This is a genomic window from Brevibacillus brevis (assembly GCF_900637055.1).
Taxonomy (GTDB): domain Bacteria; phylum Bacillota; class Bacilli; order Brevibacillales; family Brevibacillaceae; genus Brevibacillus; species Brevibacillus brevis.
This window is the reverse complement of sequence record NZ_LR134338.1, coordinates 4,197,578-4,213,491: the sequence shown is the minus strand read 5'-3', so window position 1 is coordinate 4,213,491 and position 15,914 is coordinate 4,197,578. Positions and strand designations below refer to the sequence as shown.

The window sequence follows — 15,914 nt, the reverse complement described above, 5'->3', positions numbered from 1 at the left end:
TGAGGAGTGGCATTTTTGAAAAAGCAGGTGAACTCCATGATACAGATCATATGTGAGGGACACGCATTCGAGCGGGAACTCTCCTTAATTCTCGCATTATTTTATGAAGATCCAGCGCTCGCTTTTGTGCCCGTGTGGACAGGTGAGGCTGATTTGAAAATCAAGCTGGCATTGACCGTGCATGAAAATGGAGTCGTAGCATCAGGTGAGTTATTCGATGGCAAACGAAGCATCTCTCATCAGGTGGAGCGAGACTACGTAGCACGTGATGAAAAAGCGATGAAAAAGACGGCCAAGCAAGCTCTTTGCTATGCGCTGTTATTGATGCTGGAAGAATACACGGGTATGGAGCAAGGCTGGGGCATTTTGACCGGGATACGCCCGACAAAACTGCTGCATCAGTTGAACGCCGCTGGTGTAGACAGACAGGAAGCGCACAAGAGATTGCAGCAGGATGTGATTTTGCGTCCATACAAGCTAAAGCTTTTGCAAGAAATCGTAGACAAGCAGCTCTACGTCGTGCCTGATTTGTATCAGATTGACCGCGAGCTATCGGTATATATCGGCATCCCATTTTGTCCGACGAAGTGTGCGTACTGTACGTTTCCTGCTTACGCGATTCGCAGTCATACGGCTTCGGTTAATCCGTTTCTCGAAGGTCTCCATTACGAGATAGAGCGGATGGGGGAGTGGCTTCACGCGAATGACCAACGGATCACGTCCATTTATTTCGGCGGCGGAACCCCTACAAGTATTACCGCAGATGACATGAACCAGCTGTTTGAGACGATGCATCGTTCCTTCCCACACATGGGAGATGTGCGCGAGTTGACGGTTGAGGCGGGAAGACCCGACACGATCACACGCGAAAAGCTCGATGTCATGAAGCAGTGGGAAGTGGATCGGATCAGCATTAATCCACAGTCGTTCACGCAGGAGACGCTCCAGGCAATCGGACGTCATCACACTGTCGAAGAGACGATTGAGAAATACCATCTGGCCATGGAGATGGGTTTGACTAATATTAATATGGACCTGATCATCGGGCTGCCAAACGAAGGCGTTGCCGAGCTGGCGCACAGCCTCCAAGAGGTAGAAAAGCTGATGCCTGCTTCTCTGACGGTTCATACACTGTCTTTCAAGAGAGCATCTGAGATGACGCAGAACAAAGACCGCTACAAGGTAGCCAGTCGCGACGAGATCAGCAAGATGATGGAGATGGCCTCCGAGTGGACAACGGCGAACGGCTATGACCCGTACTATTTGTATCGTCAGAAAAACATTTTGGGAAATCTGGAGAATGTCGGGTATGCCAAGCCAGGGCAGGAGAGCATCTACAACATCATGATCATGGAAGAGGTACAAACCATCCTCGGTCTCGGCTGTGGTGCGGTATCCAAGCTGATGGCTCCAGGAAGCGGCAAGCTGACGCGCTTTCCGAATCCAAAGGACCCGAAAACGTACAATGACACGTACAAGGTTCTAGTCGAAAACAAGCTCCGTGATTTGAATGAGATTTATTCGGGTGCGAGAATAGCTGGACAGGTATCTGACAAGTAAGTGATGGATATACTTGTGGTTAATAAAAAAAGTTTTATTCAAGCGCCTGTTGACGGCTGTTGGCGGGTTTGCTATGATTCACATTAAGCTTTTTTATTGAATAGACAATGATCTGATGACGGGAACAAGTATCCAGGAACCGGATGCCCAGAGAGAAAGCGCCGTGGCTGAGAGTGCTTTCGTATAACGGCTTGGTGAATGACATCCCTGAAGACCGCAGTGAACGGCTGAAAGAAATCTCTTTCCCCAGTAACTGGCAGGCGTGTGCCGGCGTTAACGGCTAATAAGTGGGATAGCCTTTTGTGATGTAGGGCTATTCAAACAGGGTGGCACCACGGGAGTATAACCAGTCTCTCGTCCCTGACATGCGGCGAATTGCTAAATGTCAGGAGGCGAGGGGCTTTTTTATTTGACGATAAATAAGTTCCTTGATCCTGGAGGTTTGGCTTTAGCCCGAGTTTTTGAAAAGACATGGAGGTTCGAGAGGAATGACAAGAATCCAGATCCCACGCGGTACGCAGGATATCATGCCTGGTACTGTAGAGCTGTGGCACTACGTGGAGGCCAAGGCCCGCGATCTGTGTCGCCGCTCCAATTACGCGGAAATTCGCACGCCGCTGTTTGAGAGCACAGAGTTGTTCCAACGGGGTGTAGGCGAGACGACTGACATCGTGGAAAAAGAAATGTACAGTGTAGCCAATCCGCGCAGTACGGATGCTCTCACGTTGCGTCCAGAAGGGACCGCGGGCGTTGTTCGCTCCTACGTGGAAAACAAACTGTACGGTGTGCCTAATCAGCCTACCAAGCTGTACTACCTGGGACCGATGTTCCGTCACGAGCGTCCGCAAGCAGGCCGCTATCGCCAATTCGTCCAATTCGGTGCAGAAGCGATCGGTTCAAGCGATCCAGCGATCGATGCAGAAGTCATTGGCCTTGCGATTCGTCTGTATCAGGAGCTCGGATTGACAGGACTTTCTGTGGAATTGAACAGCGTAGGTACAGGAGAAGACCGGGCGCGTCACCGTGAGCATTTGCTCGCACATTTGAACGGCGTTCGCACCGAGCTGTGTGAGGATTGTCAATCTCGTATTGACCGCAACCCGTTGCGTGTGCTCGATTGCAAAAATGAAAAGTGCAAATCGCTGACAATGGATGCTCCGTCCATTTTGGACTACTTGAGTGAAGAGTCCGCAGCTCACTTTAAAGCAGTGCAAGACTACTTGACCGCACTGGATATTCCGTTTCATGTAAATCCGCGTCTGGTTCGCGGCTTGGACTACTACACACTGACCGCATTTGAAATCAAAATGGCGGAGATCGGTGCGGTAGAAACGCTTTGTGGCGGTGGGCGCTACAACGGACTGGTTGCAGAGCTGGGCGGCGACGATATGCCAGGCATCGGCTTCGCACTCAGTATCGAGCGTCTGCTGTTGGCTCTGGAAAAGCAAGGTGTTCAATTGCCGATCTCGGGTGGCATTGACTGCTTCGTAGTAGTTCAGACACCAGAAGCAAAAGCAACAGCGTTCGTACTCGTTGACCAATTGCGCCAAGCAGGGGTTGCAGCTGAGCTGGATTATCTGGATCGAAAAATGAAAGCACAGCTAAAGCAAGCAGATCGTCTACAGGCTCGCTTCACGGCGATCATCGGTGAGTCTGAATTAGCGAATGGCACGGTTGTTCTAAAAGAAATGGCAACAGGCGAGCAACAAGAAGTGAAACGCGAGGAACTCGTCTCGGTACTCGCTGCAAAAGCGAATCAATAAAACAAATCGTTGGGGGAAATGATCATGTCTTGGCAATATCGCACCGTACATGGTGGAGAAGTAACAACAGCACACGTTGGGCAGGAAGTCGTACTGAACGGATGGGTACAAAAGCGTCGCGACCTCGGAGGCGTTATCTTCATCGACTTCCGTGACCGCACGGGTATCGTCCAAATCGTATTCAACCCAGAGTACAACAAAGAAGCTTGGGAAGCGGCTGACAAGGTACGCAGCGAATACGTTCTGGTTGTAAAAGGGAAAGTTGTGAACCGTGCACCAGAAGCAGTCAATCCGAAGCTCAAAACCGGCGAAGTAGAAGTGCACATCTCTGAAATCGAAATCCTGAACGATGCAAAAACGCCTCCGTTCCTGATTGAAGACGAGATCGATGTAGATGAACAAGTTCGTCTGAAATACCGCTACCTGGACTTGCGCCGTCCAGAAATGCAGCGCTCCCTGATTTTGCGCAGCAAAGCAGCGAAAGCATTCCGTGACTACCTGGATGAGAACAACTTCGTGGAAGTAGAAACTCCAATTCTCCAGAAGAGCACTCCTGAGGGCGCACGTGACTATCTCGTGCCTTCCCGTGTGCATCCAGGCGAGTTCTACGCACTGCCGCAATCGCCACAGCTGTTCAAACAGCTTTTGATGGTATCCGGTTTGGAGCGCTATTACCAAATCGCTCGTTGCTTCCGTGACGAAGACCTGCGTGCTGACCGTCAGCCTGAATTTACCCAAGTGGACATTGAAACCTCGTTCCTGTCTATGGAAGAAATCCTGCCAATGATGGAAAAGATGGTCGCTCACGTATTCAAGCAAACAGTTGGCGTAGACGTACCGACTCCATTCCCTCGTCTCACGTATGCGGATGCAATGGCGCGTTACGGTTCTGACAAACCAGACGTACGCTTCGGCATGGAGCTGACAGACGTATCTGATCTGGTTGCGACAAGTGACTTCAAAGTGTTTGCAGCAGCAGTAGCTGGCGGCGGACAAGTAAAAGCGATCAACGCAAAAGGTTGCGGACACTACTCCCGTAAAGAAGCAGACGACCTGGGCAAATTCGCTTCCCGTTATGGCGCGAAAGGCTTGGCTTGGATCGGCTTCAAAGACGGCGAAGTCAAAGGGCCAATTGCGAAGTTCTTTAAAGAAGAAGAACTGAACGAGATGAAAGCACGCTTGGCGGTAGAAGAAGGCGACTTGCTCCTGTTCGTTGCAGACAAACCAAAAGTAGTAGCAGATGCACTGGGTGCTCTTCGTTCCAAGCTGGGTGCTGAACTTGGTCTGATTGACCAAAGCCAGTTCGCATTCCTCTGGGTAGTAGACTTCCCGCTGGTTGAGTGGGATGAGGATGCAAAACGCTACGTTGCCCTGCACCATCCGTTCACACGTCCAAAAGACGAAGATCTGCACCTGTTCGACACCGATCCAGGTCAAATGCGCGCACAAGCGTACGACATGGTTCTCAACGGATATGAGCTCGGCGGAGGTTCCATGCGGATCTTCAAGCGCGAGGTGCAAGAAAAAATGTTTACCACGCTTGGCTTTACACAAGAAGAGGCGCGGAAACAATTCGGCTTCCTCATGGATGCATTCGAGTACGGTACACCTCCACACGGTGGAATCGCTCTCGGCTTGGACCGCCTGATTATGCTCTTGGCTGGCCGCACCAACCTGCGTGAAGTCATCGCATTCCCGAAAACAGCAAGTGCGAGCGACCTGATGGTAAACGCTCCAGATGTAGTAGACGGAAAGCAATTGAAAGAGCTGTCCATTGCAACAGTTGTCACAGAAGAAGAAAAGGGAGAAGCGTAATCGACTTGCGTAACTGCATTGCTCTTTGATACATTGGTAATACTATGATGAAAGCCCTGCGATGCTCGTGACATCCGATAGTTTTGAGCCACAAAGTTTGTTTAGGGAGTTTTTCGTCCGTGATTGTAAAGGCATGCCTCCTTAGAGTGGACGTCTGTAACAGTTCGGCAAGACACCCACCTGCGATGTGCAGGTTCAAAACTAAGGAGCAACACGGCATAATGGGGCTCCTTTTTTCTACTTCAATCCTACTTTTCCGATTGACTATAAGTCCGTGTTGAACAACCACAATAATCTCGCTTGCGAATGAAAGGTGACACGAAATATGCTTCATCAATTTTCTCGTTGTGAATTGGCCTTCGGTCCCGAAGGTTTGGAAAAAATGAAAAATAGCCGCGTTGCTGTATTAGGAATTGGCGGAGTCGGTTCCTTTACAGTAGAAGCACTGGCGCGTACAGGTGTAGGCAAGCTCGTTTTGGTGGATAAGGATGTAGTAGACATTACGAACATCAACCGCCAAATCCATGCGACGTTGAACACAGTCGGTCAAAAAAAGGCTGAGCTCATGAAGGAGCGTATCGCGACGATCAATCCAGAGTGCGAGGTCGTAACACTTCATATGTTCTACAATGAAGAAACAGCGAATGCGCTGTTTGAGCATGAATTGGATTACATCGTGGATGCCATGGATACCATGTCCGCGAAGCTCCATGTGATTAAGGAAGCGAAGCGTCGCAATATCCCTATTATTTCCAGCATGGGTGCGGCCAACAAAATGGACCCAACCCGTTTTGAGGTTGCCGATATTTCCCAAACGAGTTATGATCCGATTGCAAAGGTCATTCGTCGTGAGCTGCGGAAAAGCGGTATCTACAAAGGGGTAAAAGTTGTCTATTCCCGTGAGATTCCCGTAACCGTACGTGTAGATGTACGCGAACAGATCGTTTCTAACCCGAATTCACCGATTAGCAAAGTGCGGATGCCTCCAGCAAGCAATGCTTTCGTGCCTTCTGTAGCTGGTTTAATTTTGGCCAGTGTAGTGGCAAGAGATATTTTGGAGTGGCAGCCTGTAAAAGGATAGTGGAACATGGATGATTTATTCACGTTTGCCTACGACCAGCAGAGTGGGGGCAAACAGAAGCCATTGGCTGCGCGGATGCGGCCGCAATCGATTCAAGATGTGATCGGACAATCGCATATTTTGGCTCCTGGAAAGCTGCTCCGACGCGCGATTGAAGCAGATCAAGTGTCCTCTGTCATTTTTTACGGACCTCCAGGTACAGGGAAAACAACGCTGGCAAAAGTCATTGCCCGAACCACACGCACGCATTTCTCCGAGTTAAATGCCGTTACGGCTGGTGTCGCTGACATCCGCAAAGTGGTTGATGCGGCAAAGGAGCGGCTCGTCATGGACAGTCAGCGGACAACATTGTTCGTAGACGAGATTCACCGCTTCAATAAATCCCAACAGGACGCCCTTCTTCCTTATGTGGAGGAAGGCACGATCATTTTGATCGGCGCTACGACGGAGAATCCTTTTTTCGAGGTGAACCCGGCGCTTTTGTCGCGTTCACAAGTATTTTCCCTTCAATCGCTTTCTCATGAGGAATTGAAGCAGGTCATGGATCGGGCACTTACTGATGAAGAAAACGGATTGGCGGAGCTATTTGTCACTGTAGAACCGGAAGCGGCAGAGCATTTGATTCAATACGCGGAAGGGGATGCCAGACGTTTGCTGAACGCATTGGAACTGGCGGTGACAACGACACAACCAGGAGCGGATGGACGAATTACCGTGACGTTGGACGTCGCCGTAGAATCCATTCAGCGCAGGGCTGTACGCTACGATAAGAGTGGGGACAACCATTACGACACGATCTCTGCTTTTATTAAATCCATTCGTGGTTCTGATCCGGACGCAGCTCTTTACTGGTTGGCGAGAATGATCGATGCCGGAGAAGATCCACGGTTCATTTCTCGCCGTTTGGTCATCTCGGCTTCAGAGGATATCGGAAATGCTGACCCGCAAGCGATCACAGTTGCGATTTCCTGCTTTCAGGCGGTAGAATTGATGGGGATGCCTGAAGGGCGTATCCCTTTAGCACAAGCGACGACGTACCTGGCAACCGCCCCCAAAAGCAATGCCGCTTACAACGGAATTAATTCTGCGTTGGATCGCATCCGAACGGATGGTCACAAGCAAGTACCGATTCATCTGCGAGATTCTGCTTACAAGGGAGCTGCGAAGCTGGGACACGGTCAGGGATATCTGTATCCGCATAACTATCCATATGGGTATGTACCTCAACAGTATCTGCCTGACGGTGTAAACTACTCGTTCTACCAGCCAAAGGATCACGGCTATGAGCGTCACATTCGCCGCTTCCAGGAAGAAAGACAGAAGATGGATGGACGTGGGTTGCCAAGGAAAAACTCCCCCGAATAATGGGGGAGCTAACATTTTTAAGTGCGGACATTTCCGCCTGGTTTATTGGGCAAATCACCGTTTTCATTCGGTTGTTTGCTCTGCTCACTCGCACCGTAACGGGCTTTGTGAGCAATCGTGCCTGCGGGTTGGTCGTACAAGGTGTCGGACGGGTGGTTGGGACCTCGTTCCGAGCGTTTGTTTGTTGTCATCTGCATATCACCCCCTAAGATGTTAGTGTGTCCCACGATACAGAAGACATGTAGGGGGCGGGCGCGTATTACCGATACAAAGAGGAGAGTTGTTAACGTGAAGATTTCGACGAAAGGACGTTACGGGCTGACGATCATGATGGAATTGGCCAACCGTTGCGGAGAAGGGCCGACTTCACTACGGAGCATCGCCCAAAAACACGATTTGTCCGAGCATTATTTGGAGCAATTGATTGCGCCTCTGCGTAACGCGGGTTTGGTAAAAAGCATTCGTGGCGCATATGGCGGTTACGTTCTGGCGAAGCAGCCGGATGAGATTTCTGCTGGTGATGTGATTCGCGTGCTGGAAGGACCGATCAGCCCTGTGGAATTTGCAGAGGAAGAAGATCCGGCTAAGCGTTATTTGTGGCTGCGTATTCGGGATAGTATTTCTGCTGTTCTGGATTCGACTTCCCTTCAAGACTTGATCAGCTTTGAAGACGATGGTCCTGCTGATAATTATATGTTTTACATCTAGAATATAAGAGGTTGTTCAAAAAGTCGTCTTTTGATCACGAAGTAGCTCAGAAAGCTCATTCGACATCGAATATGGCGTTCACCTCCGAAGTCCGGTGCTCATGTAGATTACCTACACTCCGCTCCTCCTTCGTTCGGTTCTCGCCATCTTCTCGGTGCTAAAAAGCCGACTTTTTGAACACGTACTATAAGTTGGTAGAAGGTGACAGCATTGTCAGATCTATTGTATTTTGACCATGCAGCTACTACGCCGGTACATCCACGTGTAGTTGCTGCTATGACTCCCTATTTGACTCAAGTATTCGGGAATCCATCCAGTGTCCATGGTGCAGGTCGCGAAGCGCGAAAAGCGTTGGAGCAGGCGAGAGATACGATTGCCGACTTTATGGATGCTGATCCGCAATCGCTCATCTTTACGAGTGGCGGGACAGAAGCCGACAATATGGCGATCATCGGTGCTGCAATGGCACAGCGCGAACGTGGTCGTCACGTCATTACTTCGCAAATCGAGCACCATGCAGTCTTGCATGCTTGTGAATTTTTGGAGCAGGCTGGATTTGAAGTGACGTACTTGCCTGTTGATCAGACAGGCATGGTCCGCTTGGAAGACCTGAAACAAGCGGTTCGCCCGGATACGGTTCTGGTGTCCATTATGTACGGAAACAACGAAGTAGGAACGATCCAGCCAATCGAGGAAATTGGTACCTTCCTGCGTGAAAAAGGGATTGTTTTTCATACGGATGCCGTACAGGCTTTTGGTGTACTTCCTGTCCATGCACGGAAGCTGCCTGTTGATATGCTCTCGGTATCCGCCCATAAAATTAATGGTCCAAAAGGAGTCGGCGCTTTGTATTTAGCGCGTAAGGTTCCGTTTTCCCCGATATTGCACGGCGGTTCACAAGAGCGCAAACGCAGAGCGGGAACGGAAAACCTGGCCGGGATTGTTGGCTTTGCCGAAGCGGCAAAGGTCGCTGGCGAGGAAATGGCCGAGCGGGTTGAAAAATATGAGCAGATGAAAGCAGCGATGATTGCAGTCTGGCAGGAAGCAGGAATTACGTTCTGCCTGAATGGACATAGCGAGCAGGCATTGCCCCATATTTTAAATGTGTCCTTCCCTGGTGCCCATACAGAAACCATGCTGATGAATCTGGATATCGCCAAGATTGCAGCAGCCAGTGGCTCAGCGTGTACATCCGGATCATTAGAGCTGTCACACGTTCTAAAAGCGATGCACTTGGACGAGAAGATTGCGCATTCAGCCATTCGTTTCAGCTTTGGGATTACGAATACAGTGGAAGAGGCGAAGCAGGCTGCTACAGCGGTTGCTGCGATTGTAAAGCGCTTGGTACGAGAATAACGAAGGATGAAAGCCGTTTGGATGAAGCCAAGCGGTTTTTTCGTTTGAGCAAAAGCGGGTTTCTTATTGGAGTTTGTGGTGAATTGTGGAAGAGGATGGTAAAATGATGCTGTAGTACTAATCCTGAAGAACTATATAATCCGGATCACCCGATAAGGAGAGGACTTTCATGTTGGCCAGACGCTACTCTATTCGCTACAAACTGGTGTTTACGATACTCATCCTAACCATGCTTCCATTAATGGTCGTCGGCTATATCCAATTTGAAAATGCACGCAGCGCGCTATACAAGCTGGCTGTATCTGACTTGCAATACATAACGGAAATGAAGGCACGAGAGCTGGCTGTTTACGCTCAAGATGCAACGATAAATGAGGGGAACAGACAGAAAATTAACGAAATAACACGCGAGGTGGCCGAAAAATACTACAAGCCAAATGGCATGGTTGGCTACGCCTATATCTTGGATGCAAGTGGAAACGCCATCTTTCATCCAGACCCGAAAGTCGAGAATACCTCTTTGGCGAATGAAGAATTCACGCAAGTCATGCTCGCTCAAAAAAACGGCTGGATCGAATATGAATTCGGAGGCTCTACCAAAGTGGCGGCGTATAAGCAGCTGCCAAACGGGTGGATTCTAGCTATTGGCAGCTACGAAAATGATTTGCTAACGACGATTGAGAGCAGCCGTCCGATGATGTTTCTCCTCAACCTGGTAAGTGCCACCTTAGCGCTGGTCACAGGAATTTTTATTGTCAACAAGCTGGTTCGACCGCTAAAAGAGCTGGTATTGGCAATGAAGCGTGCAGAGACAGGAGATTTGACCACGCAAGTGACTGTACGTTCCCGGGACGAGCTTGGGGAATTATCGTCGATGTACAACGAGATGATGGGGGTATTTCGCCGCATGGTCAACGAGGTGCAGCGAGTAGCCCAACAGGTCGCGGCAGCTTCGGAAGAATTAACAGCGAGTGCGACAGAAAGTGCACGTGCTTCCGAACAAATATCCATGGCTTCTTCGGAAATCGCTACAGGTTCCGAACAACAAAAACAAACGGTAACGGATACAGCTTTTTGTCTCGCATCGGTGGAGATATCCAACTAATCGCGGCCTCGACTAATCAAGTAAATGCTGATGCGACAGACGCAAATCGATTGGCACAGGTTGGGGAAGGCAAGCTGCAAGAACTCGTACTAGAAATGGATCAAATCACAGATCATGCCCGTCGTACAGAGCAGGTGATCCGCGAGCTTGGCTCTCAATCCGAGCAAATCATCGGAATCATCACGACCATTCGTCAAATATCCAACCAGACGAATCTATTGGCTTTGAACGCTGCTATCGAGGCTGCACGGGCGGGGGAACAGGGACGAGGCTTTGCGGTTGTGGCCCAAGAGGTGCGTAAGCTGGCTGAGCAATCGGGTGAGGCTGCAGAAGAGATCGCAGGCTTGATTCATACGATCCATACAGATATTCTCGCGGCAGTATCGGAAATGGGAACGACTGCAGTCGCTATACAGGATGGACGCGAAGGAGTGGCCCAGGCAGGAGACAGCTTCCAACAAATCTTGGTAGCCGTTCAAGACGTCAGCCAGCAAGTACATCGCATGAACGATGCTGCTCAAGCGATTCATCGCGATACAGTCCAATTGGTGAGTCACTCCGAAAAAATAGCTGGACTTGCGGAAACAGCGGCAAGAGATACACAGGAAGTAGCAGCAGCGTCCGAAGAACAGTCAGCAACGTCCGAGGAAATGACAGCGGCATCCGAAACGCTTGCGAAAATGGCCGAGCAGTTGTCAGAACAAGTAAAACGATTTACAATTTAAGACGAGCATATGAGAAATCCACTTTCAAGAAAAGTGGATTTTTCCTTTCTGGAACGGTTTTTTATGTAAGGAGGCGTTTAGATGGACGAGCAGCAGTCAATCTCGCTGTTTGCGGAAACCTACATTCGAGGATTTGTTTCTCAAGAAATTTTTTACAAGGAAGAAACCTGGTACGGAGTTATCCGTCTTAAGATAGAAGAGACTACCGAATCGATTAAAGAATCGGAGGTCATTATTGTCGGTAATTTTCCTCGCCCGCATCCAGATGAGCTGTACACCTTTTACGGTGAATGGAAGACACACCCTCGTTTTGGCCAGCAGTACGTAGCAAAGCGCTATGAACGTGAAACGCCGAAAACATTGGCCGGGGTTGAGCGATACTTAGCCAGTGGTTTGTTTCAAGGGATCGGAAAGAAGATGGCCAAACGGATTGTCGAGCAGCTCGGTGTAGATGCGCTATCGATTATCGCGGACTTCCCGGAGCGATTGGCTGAGGTACCAGGCATTTCTGAACAACGTGCCAAAACGATCTATGATTCTGTAGTCGAGCATCGTTCCTTGGAAAGTGCCATGGTTTTCTTGTACGACTTCGGCATTGGTGTGAACATGGCGCTGCGTATTTATCAGACCTATAAGCTGGAAACGATGACTGTGCTGAAGGAAGAGCCTTACCGGTTGATTGAGGATGTCGTGGGAATCGGCTTTAAGCGGGCAGATGACATTGCACGAGCTACTGGAATCGCTGCTTCCTCAGAAGAACGTGTGAAGGCGGCGGCTCTCTTTGTCTTGCAGGAGGCTTCGTATTCAGAAGGACATGTTTATTTGCCTGTGGAGGAGCTCTGTGAAAAAACGCTGCGCCTTCTCGAAGAGTGCGGGGGGCACGACTTTTCTGGAGACGATATTCAACTGGCAGTGGAAGCCCTGTTTGTGTCGAGCAAAATTGCCTGGGAAGATGAGCGGGTGTATTTGCCCTCATTGTTTTTTGCCGAGCTCGGTCTTGCCAAAAGACTGCGTCACTTCGCTGCGCGGGATGAATTCGGTACGTTCCCGACTTCGGAGTTTTACCGTGCGTTAGGGGCGGTCGAGGATGAGCTGGGGATTACGTATGCCCAGACGCAGCGTGATGCCATTGAACAGGCGATCAAAGCAGGTCTGATGCTTTTGACAGGGGGACCTGGTACGGGGAAAACGACAGTCATTCGTGGGATTTGTCGTGTTTTTTCTCAGCTTCATGGATTGTCTCTGGACTTGAAAAAATACAACGAAGAAAATCCGTTCCCGATCGTTCTTGTGGCTCCTACTGGACGTGCAGCAAAACGGATGACAGAGACTACGGGTTTACCAGCAATGACCATCCATCGCTTGCTCGGTTACAAAGGGGAGAGCTTCGAGCATGACGCGGAGCATCCAATCCGTGGCCGGCTATTAATTGTGGATGAAATGTCCATGGTCGATATCTGGTTAGCAAATCAATTGTTTCGTGCGGTCCCGGATGACATGCAGATCATCATGGTAGGAGACCCTGACCAGTTGCCGTCCGTAGGACCAGGCAACGTCCTGCTGGATATGATTCGATCTGGATTGTTACCGTTGGTACAGCTGACAGAAATTTATCGGCAAGCAGAAGAGTCCACTATTATTCGGTTGGCCCATGATGTACGCAAGGGGAATGTACCGGCAGATTTGCTTCACACCACCCCGGATCGGCGATTCTTCACAAGTTTGCCACAAGAAGTTCCGGAAGCAGTGAAACAAATTTGCTTCGGAGCCGTAAAAAAAGGATATACGGCAAAAGATGTTCAGGTATTAGCCCCTATCTATAAAGGTAATGCCGGTGTGAACCGGTTGAATGAAGAATTGCAGGAGCTGTTTAATCCGAAAACGCCGCAAAAGCGTGAAGTTACTTTCGGAGAGACGACTTTCCGTACAGGAGACAAGGTCCTGCAATTGGTGAACAATGCTGAAGAACAGGTGTTTAACGGTGACATGGGTGAGATCGTCGCCATCTTTTTCCCGAATGAAAATGCGGAGAACCAGGAGATGCTGGTCGCTGCCTTTGATAACAGGGAAGTGGTGTACAAGCGTTCGGATTATCATCAGCTGACGCTTGCCTACTGCTGCTCGGTTCATAAGTCTCAAGGCAGCGAATTTCCGATTGTGATCATGCCGTTTGTCAAAAGCTACTACCGTATGCTCAGACGTAAGCTGGTCTATACCGGGATTACCCGGAGCAAATCATTCCTCATCATGTGTGGAGAGCCGGATGCGTTCCGTGCAGCTGTAGAGTCTGATGAGGAGGGGGTTCGGTACAGTTACCTGGAAGAACGGCTAAAGCAAGAGTGAAGTTGGAACCATTTGCGCCGAATGGACGTGTCCATTTCGCCTGATACTAACAAGGCGGAAGGGGGATGTCCCACATGCGCAAGGCAATGGATGCAGTCGGATTGCCAGTTGTTTGCCTTCAAACAGGGGAGACGATTGGAACCGTGCGTGACATTCTTTGCGACTCCACTTGGCATGTACGAGGAGTCTTGCTGAGCGAACAGGGCTGGTTCCAATCAGGTACCTATATTCCTACCGAACATATTCATGCGGTCGGGGAGTCCTGCCTTACCGTATCGGGAAAAGACGCGATCACGCCCTTACCTCATCTCGCCGGACTAGAGCCTGTCGGCATTGTGACGGGAAAGACGAAGCTAAAAGGAAAAGCGGTGATTACCGCATCCGGAGAGTGTTTGGGAAGGCTGGAAGATGTTTACTTTTCAGCCAACTGGGAGAAACTTGTAGGGTACGAACTATCGAATGGCTGGCTTGCAGATATTACGGAAGGACGAAAGCGCCTCCCTGCACCAGCATCCGTTATCGTCGGGGAAGAAAACCTGATCGTGCCGGACTAGTTCGTGGCCAGGCGTGAAAGGGAGGAAAGCGTGTGCGTGTCATATGCCCGAATTGCAGTTCCAAAGACGTAGGAAAGATTGGAACCAATCAATACTATTGCTGGAACTGCTTTATAGAAATGAGCGTTTCCAATGAGCAGATCGCTTCTGTCTACCAAGTTGAGGAAGACGGATCCTTGCATTCGCTCAACGATCTGTTTATTGAGGATCAGACAGTAACCGCTCACTTGAATATGTAGTGGATTTGAGCGGTAAAACCAATGGAGGTGGCACGCTTGTTCACTCGAGGCCTGTTGCGGGTTCTGGCCACAAGCGGAATTGTGGCAATCATTGGCTATTGGATGGCTCCGCGACGTCGCAGTCGGTTTTCATTGAATTGGAATCAGTTGCCCTTCTCCATGCGTGATGTGACGCGTATGTGGAAATCAGGTCGCAAGCTGATGCGTGCCGTTACTCGTTAACACAAAATGTGAATTGGAACGTAAATAAACACCCGAACATACACTGTGTTCGGGTGCTTTTTTTTCGACATACATGAAAAAGCTCCGTCGCGGAAACGACGGAGCCTTGCTTTGCATTAAGGTTGTTCTGCCAAGCGTTTTTGCTGTTGGCTTTTCATGCGTCCGATCAACAGGACACCAACCACAACAGCTACGATGAATACCCATTTCACCCAAGGGTAAGCGGCAAAGAACGGTGTGAGGAACTTCTCGCTCGTTACCATGCTAGCTGCGGTATACGCCAATACTGCAGAACCGATATAAATAACGATCGGATATTTCTCGATCAGCTTCAAGATCAATGTGCTACCCCATACCATGATCGGAACACTGATGATCAAACCGATAACTACCAGAAGGAAATCACCATGTGCTGCACCAGCAACCGCGATAACGTTATCCAAGCCCATTACTGTGTCGGCTACAATAATCGTCCAAATCGCTGCTCCAAGTGTTCCGCTTGCCTTCATATTCTCATGACCATTATCTTGAATCAGCAACTTGAGGGCGATCCAAATGAGAATCAAACCACCTACAAGCAGCAGACCAGGAATCTTCAGCAACCAAACGACAGCGAGTGTTGCCAATGCACGAATGACAATTGCACCAACCGTTCCCCAGATGATGGCTTGCTTTTGTTGATGAGCAGGCAGGTTACGAGCAGCCATCCCGATGACGAGGGCATTGTCCCCGGCCAGCACCAGGTCGATGATAACGATAGAGAGTAATGCAGTCCAGAACTCAGGTGTTAACAATAAATCCATTTCTCTTCCTCCTCCTAATCCATTTTTGGAAGCGAATAATCCGCTGGCCGTTTTCTTGATACCTCCTATAGTGTGTGTAAAGGGGCGAAAAAGAAAACGACCTTTCCCGGAACAGGAAAAGGTCGTTTGAAAAACAAAAATAGACCTTTTACCTGGTCGGCAAAGGTCTTGCTTACAACATTTACGAAAATGTTGCCAACATAGCCGGGGAAAAATCCCGTAATGACGACTATGTTGCGAAAAAGCTACTCCCCTTTGGAGATATCCTCTTGTAA

General features: G+C 49.6%; 15 protein-coding genes and 1 other RNA gene. 14 read left to right on the top strand and 2 right to left on the bottom strand.

What is annotated here, in order from left to right:
* Positions 1 to 36 precede the first annotated feature (36 nt).
* The 6 genes from EL268_RS20270 to EL268_RS20245 all read left to right on the top strand — a co-directional run bounded on the left by EL268_RS20270 (position 37) and on the right by EL268_RS20245 (position 7,584).
* Positions 37 to 1,560: a coproporphyrinogen III oxidase gene (locus tag EL268_RS20270; protein ID WP_106656782.1), complete on the top strand. Its 1,524-nt coding sequence runs from the start codon at positions 37 to 39 to the stop codon at positions 1,558 to 1,560.
* A 488-nt stretch (positions 1,561 to 2,048) separates the two neighbouring features.
* A complete protein-coding gene (hisS, locus tag EL268_RS20265) occupies positions 2,049 to 3,323 on the top strand; it encodes a histidine--tRNA ligase (protein ID WP_106656734.1) in 1,275 nt (424 codons plus the stop codon).
* 24 nt (positions 3,324 to 3,347) lie between these two features.
* Complete coding sequence (gene aspS, locus EL268_RS20260) at positions 3,348 to 5,138, top strand: aspartate--tRNA ligase (protein WP_106656733.1); 1,791 nt, start codon at positions 3,348 to 3,350, stop codon at positions 5,136 to 5,138.
* A gap of 50 nt (positions 5,139 to 5,188) precedes the next feature.
* A non-coding RNA gene (ssrS, locus tag EL268_RS20255) (6S RNA) lies at positions 5,189 to 5,370 on the top strand.
* A 93-nt stretch (positions 5,371 to 5,463) separates the two neighbouring features.
* A complete protein-coding gene (locus tag EL268_RS20250; RefSeq protein ID WP_106656732.1) occupies positions 5,464 to 6,219 on the top strand; it encodes a tRNA threonylcarbamoyladenosine dehydratase in 756 nt (251 codons plus the stop codon).
* A 6-nt stretch (positions 6,220 to 6,225) separates the two neighbouring features.
* Entirely contained in the window at positions 6,226 to 7,584 is a 1,359-nt protein-coding gene (locus tag EL268_RS20245; RefSeq protein ID WP_106656731.1) for a replication-associated recombination protein A, read from the top strand.
* Between the two features lie 17 nt (positions 7,585 to 7,601).
* On the opposite strand, the gene EL268_RS32885 is transcribed toward EL268_RS20245, so the two are convergent.
* The gene (locus EL268_RS32885) at positions 7,602 to 7,775 is read right to left on the bottom strand and encodes a hypothetical protein (RefSeq protein ID WP_164724499.1); all 174 of its coding nucleotides are present in this window, start codon (positions 7,773 to 7,775) and stop codon (positions 7,602 to 7,604) included.
* Between the two features lie 97 nt (positions 7,776 to 7,872).
* Here EL268_RS32885 and cymR point away from each other — a divergent pair, with 97 nt between their 5' ends.
* The 8 genes from cymR (at position 7,873) to EL268_RS20210 (ending at position 14,836) form a co-directional block, all read left to right on the top strand.
* Positions 7,873 to 8,292, top strand: a complete 420-nt coding sequence (gene cymR / locus EL268_RS20240; protein WP_106656730.1) for a cysteine metabolism transcriptional regulator CymR — start codon at positions 7,873 to 7,875, stop codon at positions 8,290 to 8,292.
* A gap of 210 nt (positions 8,293 to 8,502) precedes the next feature.
* A complete protein-coding gene (locus EL268_RS20235; protein WP_106656729.1) occupies positions 8,503 to 9,648 on the top strand; it encodes a cysteine desulfurase family protein in 1,146 nt (381 codons plus the stop codon).
* Positions 9,649 to 9,817: 169 nt separating this feature from the next.
* Entirely contained in the window at positions 9,818 to 10,753 is a 936-nt protein-coding gene (locus EL268_RS33460) for a methyl-accepting chemotaxis protein (protein ID WP_232029959.1), read from the top strand.
* Complete coding sequence (locus EL268_RS33455) at positions 10,723 to 11,478, top strand: methyl-accepting chemotaxis protein (protein WP_232029957.1); 756 nt, start codon at positions 10,723 to 10,725, stop codon at positions 11,476 to 11,478. Before EL268_RS33460 ends, EL268_RS33455 begins: the two co-directional genes overlap by 31 nt.
* An 81-nt stretch (positions 11,479 to 11,559) precedes the next feature.
* Entirely contained in the window at positions 11,560 to 13,821 is a 2,262-nt protein-coding gene (gene recD2 / locus EL268_RS20225; protein WP_106656728.1) for an SF1B family DNA helicase RecD2, read from the top strand.
* Positions 13,822 to 13,895: 74 nt separating this feature from the next.
* Positions 13,896 to 14,375, top strand: a complete 480-nt coding sequence (locus EL268_RS20220) for a PRC-barrel domain-containing protein (protein WP_017247593.1) — start codon at positions 13,896 to 13,898, stop codon at positions 14,373 to 14,375.
* A 32-nt stretch (positions 14,376 to 14,407) separates the two neighbouring features.
* A complete protein-coding gene (locus EL268_RS20215) occupies positions 14,408 to 14,614 on the top strand; it encodes a hypothetical protein (RefSeq protein WP_007717618.1) in 207 nt (68 codons plus the stop codon).
* A 27-nt stretch (positions 14,615 to 14,641) separates the two neighbouring features.
* Complete coding sequence (locus EL268_RS20210; protein WP_232030579.1) at positions 14,642 to 14,836, top strand: hypothetical protein; 195 nt, start codon at positions 14,642 to 14,644, stop codon at positions 14,834 to 14,836.
* A 116-nt stretch (positions 14,837 to 14,952) separates the two neighbouring features.
* Here EL268_RS20210 and EL268_RS20205 read toward each other — a convergent pair whose 3' ends face one another.
* On the bottom strand, positions 14,953 to 15,639 hold the full coding sequence (locus EL268_RS20205) for a TerC family protein (protein WP_106656726.1): 687 nt from the start codon (positions 15,637 to 15,639) through the stop codon (positions 14,953 to 14,955).
* Positions 15,640 to 15,914 lie beyond the last annotated feature (275 nt).